The 4806-nt window shown below is 74.1% G+C and carries 4 protein-coding genes; 1 reads left to right on the top strand and 3 read right to left on the bottom strand.

Features of this window, described 5'->3' with window-relative positions:
• Window positions 1–101 precede the first annotated feature (101 nt).
• Window positions 102–983 (top strand): LLM class F420-dependent oxidoreductase, encoded by an 882-nt coding sequence (locus AOK09_RS36630; RefSeq protein WP_055591477.1) that lies wholly within the window; start codon window positions 102–104, stop codon window positions 981–983.
• 101 nt (window positions 984–1084) lie between these two features.
• Here AOK09_RS36630 and AOK09_RS36625 read toward each other — a convergent pair whose 3' ends face one another.
• The 3 genes from AOK09_RS36625 to AOK09_RS36610 all read right to left on the bottom strand — a co-directional run bounded on the left by AOK09_RS36625 (window position 1085) and on the right by AOK09_RS36610 (window position 4579).
• Entirely contained in the window at window positions 1085–2176 is a 1092-nt protein-coding gene (locus tag AOK09_RS36625) for an NAD(+)/NADH kinase (protein WP_055591476.1), read from the bottom strand.
• Between the two features lie 1197 nt (window positions 2177–3373).
• Window positions 3374–3733, bottom strand: coding sequence for a VOC family protein (locus tag AOK09_RS36615; protein WP_055591474.1), 360 nt, complete (start codon window positions 3731–3733; stop codon window positions 3374–3376).
• A gap of 96 nt (window positions 3734–3829) precedes the next feature.
• Entirely contained in the window at window positions 3830–4579 is a 750-nt protein-coding gene (locus AOK09_RS36610; RefSeq protein ID WP_175609395.1) for an SDR family oxidoreductase, read from the bottom strand.
• Window positions 4580–4806 lie beyond the last annotated feature (227 nt).

Here is a 4806-nt window from a genome sequence, read left to right as displayed (position 1 = left end):
CGCCCGGCCGGGCGGCGCGTGGCGTGATTGACCTTGAGTGGACTCCAAGGCGTACGGTCGTGAACGGCTCCGTCCGGGGTCATCGAACGCGGGAGGTCGGCGTGCGGCTGGGCGTGCACATCACCAAGTTCAACCATCCTGAGGGTCCGGCCTCCGTCGGCTCCGAGCTGGCCGCGGCGGGAACCGCCGCGGAGCACGGCGGGATCAGCTGGATGTCGGTCATGGACCACTACTTCCAGATGGAGCAGAACGGCGGCGCCGAGGACGCCATGCTGGAGGCCTACACCACCCTCGGCTACCTGGCCGCCCGTACCAGCAGGGTGCGGCTCGGGGTCCTGGTGACCGGGGTGACCTACCGTCACCCGGGTCTGCTGGCGAAGATCGCCACCACGCTGGACGTGCTGTCCGGCGGCCGCGCCACCCTCGGTCTCGGGGCCGCCTGGTACGACCGCGAGCACCACGGCCTGGGGATTCCGTTCCCGCCGCTGAGCGAGCGCTACGAGCGGCTGGAGGAGACCCTGCGCATCTGCCTGCAGATGTGGAACCCCGAGGACGACGGCCCGTTCGACGGGACCCACTACCGGCTCGCGGAGACGCTCTGCCACCCGCAGCCGGTCAGTACACCCCACCCGGAGATCATGGTCGGCGGCGGCGGCGAGAAGAAGACCCTCCGCCTGGTCGCCCGCTACGCGGACGCCTGCAACCTCTTCACCTCCTCCCCCGCCGACGTGGCCCACAAGCTCCAGGTCCTGGAGAAGCACTGCCAGGACGCGGGACGCGACCCCGGTGACATCCGGCGGACCGTGGTCTACACCGGAGACGCCCTGCACACCGGCGACGTCGACGGATTCCTGGGCACCATGACGGAGTACGCCGGGCTCGGCATCGACACCGTCATCGTCTCCACGCCCCACGCCCGGGCGGCCCAGTGGATCGAGAGCAGTTGCTCCCCTGCCGTCGAGCGGCTCGCCGGGATCGTCTGACGGCTGCCGCGCGGGCAGCCGCATCCCTCCGGCCCGTCACCCGGCCCGTCACCCGGCCCGGCCGCGGCGGGTGACGGCCCCGCGCGCGGGCCGCTCGCCGGTCACTGCCTCGGCGGCTGCGGTGGCTGCGGCGTGATGCGCAGCCTGGCCAGGTCGGCGGGGACCGGCGCGGTCGGACGGACGAAGGCCGGGGCGGGCCCGTCGGCGGCGGCCGCCGGGGCGTCGGCGAGCTGGAACCGGTCGCGCAGCCGCCCGTAGAAGTCCGTGGGTCCCAGGCGGATCAGCCGCAGCCGGCGCAGCGCGGCATAGACCGCCACCCAGTCCCCGGGGTCCAGGACGCCGCGGAGCTGGCCGTCGATGCTCACCGCGACCTGTCCGGAACGGGGCAGGACCCGGACGAGGACCGGCTCGTCGGGGGCCGCGACCAGGCTGCGGTCGAAGGCCATGTGGGGCGCCACCGGGGTGAAGAGGACGGCGTCCATGTGCGGGGAGACCACGGGCCCTCCGGCGGCGAAGCTGTAGGCGGTGGAACCGGTGGGGGTGGAGGCGATCACCGCGTCGGCGGAGTACGAGGCCAGCAGCCGGCCCGCGATGTACACCGCGAGGCTGGCCTGCCGGTCGCGGGCGAGTTTCTCGAAGACGACGTCGTTGACCGCGGTGACGTCCAGGGGGACCCCCCAGTCCAGCCCGGCCGGATCCGCGGGGTCCTCCGGCTCCCCGGGCCTCACCCCCGGCGGCGGCAGGGCCGGTCCGCGGCCGTAGCGCAGCAGCGCCTCCATCCCGGAGGGCGTCTCCAGGGGCCTGGAGGCGCGCAGGGTGAGCATCATCCGCTCCTCGACCAGCGCCTCGCCCTGGTGCACGGCCTGCAGGGCACGCTCCACCTCGTCCGCGGGGACTTCGGTGAGGAAGCCCACCCGGCCCAGGTCGACGCCCAGCACGGCCGCCTCGCAGGCCCCGGCGACACGCGCTCCGCGCAGGAACGTCCCGTCGCCGCCGAGGGTGACGACCAGGTCGGGCCTTCCGGCCGCCACCGCCTCCTCGTGGCTGCCCCGCCGGGCGTGCTCGGCGCTCCACACGTCGATGTCGACACTCGGGATGCCGCGCTCCGCACACCAGCGGTGCACCGTGCGGGCCGCGGCCACGGCCGCCTCCCGGCCTCCGTGGACCACCACACCGACTCGCCTGACGGGCATCGGCTGCTCCTCGTTCCTGCTTCCTGCGGTGCCGGCACTCCCTGCGGGCTCCTCGGGGCGCCGCCTCGGTACGGGCACAGCGCGACGGGGCGTCGCTGACGTCCGGGCCCACGGCCTGCCGCCGCTCCGGCGCACCTCCCGGGCGCACCCCGAGCATGCTGATCGCCTCGGACAGTGTGGCCCGTGACGGCGCCCTGCGGCCGTCGGCGACACGCGCAGTGTGCGTCCCGGGGCCGGCGGGACGGGCCGTGGCCGCCCGGTCGGCCCTGCTCCCGGCCCTGCCTCCGGGGACGGCGGCAGCGGCCCGGCCCAAAACCCCTGGAGCCGCACCGCCGCGTGCCGCTAGCCTGCTCCCGCCCCACAGTCGCCCTGCCGAGGACGTGCCGATGTACACCAGCTGAGACACCCCGAGCGCTGATCCGTCGCGCGCCGCACCTGTGCGCCGCGCTCCTTTCCGCTGCGGTCTTCTCACTGGAACCGGTGTATCTCTGTGTCCGAAAACCGGGTGGCCCTGCCCACCTGCCTGCCCATCGTCCCCCGCCGCTGCCCCGGGTGCGCCTCCGGGCGTTCCCCGTCGCACGGCAGACTCCGCGTCAGTGCCGCCCCCGGGCTCCTCGGCGCCTGGCTCCCCGCCCCGTGCTCCGGGTGCTGGGGCACCGCCGGGCTCACCGTCCCCGGGCTGATCAACGGGCGTTCCGCACAGACCTGCCTTCCGGGCCTGTGGCCCGGCGACGTCCCCGGTCCGGCAGCCGGGCTGCTCCGGGACTCGGCCGCACGGCGCCGCCGCCTGGGCGGCCCGGGTAGGAGCGGACGGCCGGCCTGGCAGTCTCCGTACGGTCCGCCGCCGCACCGGTCGCACCGCGGCCGGTGGGCACCTGTCCCGGGGGTGGCCGAGTCCCGGTCGGCGCTGCGGCGCGGATCCCCGTGCAGCCGGTGCGACTGAGCGCCGGAGGCCCGGGCCCCCGGCGAGGTCGGGCCCGCCGAGCGCCGTGCGAGGGGAACCTGGTTCCGGCGGCCCGCCCGAGCTGCGGGTTCCCGGGCGGCTTCGTCTTCGCGCCCGGGCGCTGAGCCCTCCCGGCCCGGGCCTGTCCGGCGGTGTTCCGACCTGCCGGACAGGCCCCGGTCCTGGTCGCCGCGGCCGGGCGCACTCCGACCGGCAGGCCGGTCACCTGGGCTCAGCGACGGCGGACCGGGCGCTCAGTCACCGGCACGACGCTGCCCGAGGACGCAGAACTCGTTACCTTCGGGGTCGGCCAGTACGACCCACGACTGGTCGCCCTGGCCGATGTCGACACGCTGTGCGCCGTGAGCCACCAGACGGGCCACCTCGGCCTCCTGGTCGTCGGGCCTGAAGTCGAGATGCAGTCGGCTCTTGGCCTTCTTGCTCTCCTCAAGCCGGACGAAGTCCAGTCCCGGCAGGCGGTCCGGCGCCGGGCGGATCTCGAACTCGTCGTCGGAGGAGTACACCACGACCCAACCGAGGGCGTCGGCCCACCACTGACCCAGGGCCACCGGGTCCTCCGAGTGAACGATTACCTGTTCCCATTCCAGACTCATCCGCCGACCCTAGACCTGCCGGGATGCGGGCGGCCAGTCGGATTCCTTCGTACCGCCCGCAGCTGACGGGCGGTCAGTCGCGTGCCGTCGGCACCGTCAGGCGATACCGCCGTTGCTGTAGAGGACCTGGCCGTTGACCCAGCGGCCGGGTCCGGCAAGGAATGCGACGGTCTCGGCGATGTCGTCGGGGGTGCCGAGCCGTTCGAGGGGCGCCACGGAGGCGATCTGCTCGATCAGCTGCTCGCTCTTGCCGTCCAGAAAGAGCGGAGTCGCCGTCGGGCCCGGCGCCACCGCGTTGACCGTGACGTCCCGGCCGCGCATCTCCCGGGCCAGGATGAGCGTCATGGCCTCGACCGCACCCTTGGTCGCCGCGTAGGCGGCGTAGGTCGGCTGCTGCAGCCGCGTCACCGAGGTGGAGAAGTTGATGAGCGCGCCCCCGGGTCGCAGCGTGCGGGCGGCGAGCTGGGAGACGACGAACGTGCCCCGGACATTGACCCGGTGCATACGGTCGAACGCCTCCAGCTCCATGTCGGCCACGGGGGCCAGCAGCATGATCCCGGCAGCGTTGACCACCACGTCGACACCGCCGAAGGCCTCCTCGGCGGCGGCGAAGAGCCGGCCGGCCTCCGTCGGGTCGGCGATGTCTCCCGGCACTGCGCAGGCCCTGCCACCGGCGGCGGTGATCGACTCCACGACCTCCCGGGCCCGCTCGGCACTGCCGGCGTAGTGGACGACGACCGACATCCCGTCGGCGGCCAGCCGGCGGGCGACCGCGCCGCCGATCCCGCCCGAGCCCCCCGTCACGATCGCGACACGTGCTGCTGCCTGCTGCTCAACGGTGGCCATGGGCCCCTCCTCCAGTCATGTGGACAGGTTGTACATTAACAAGCATGTGGACCATCTGTCCACATGTAGCGCCCGGACCTGTCCTGCGGCGCACCGGGCGGGCTAGAGTGGACGAGGAGTACACATATGGAACGAGCCGACATCCCCACGCCTCCCGCCCTCAAACCGGGCCGGGGCCGCCGCCGCACCGAGGACGTACGCCGCGCCGCCCTGTCCGCGGCCGCGGA

It is taken from the genome of Peterkaempfera griseoplana (genome assembly GCF_001418575.1).
Classification (GTDB): domain Bacteria; phylum Actinomycetota; class Actinomycetes; order Streptomycetales; family Streptomycetaceae; genus Peterkaempfera; species Peterkaempfera griseoplana.
Note: the sequence above shows the minus strand (reverse complement) of the source record. Positions and strands in the feature narration are given on the sequence as shown.

What these genes read in the sequence shown, in the direction of transcription:
- AOK09_RS36625 (WP_055591476.1), bottom strand. Translation starts at nt 2,176, where the DNA reads ATGCCCGTCAGGCGAGTCGGTGTGGTGGTCCACGGAGGCCGGGAGGCG.
- AOK09_RS36615 (WP_055591474.1), bottom strand. Translation starts at nt 3,733, where the DNA reads ATGAGTCTGGAATGGGAACAGGTAATCGTTCACTCGGAGGACCCGGTG.
- AOK09_RS36610 (WP_175609395.1), bottom strand. Translation starts at nt 4,579, where the DNA reads ATGGCCACCGTTGAGCAGCAGGCAGCAGCACGTGTCGCGATCGTGACG.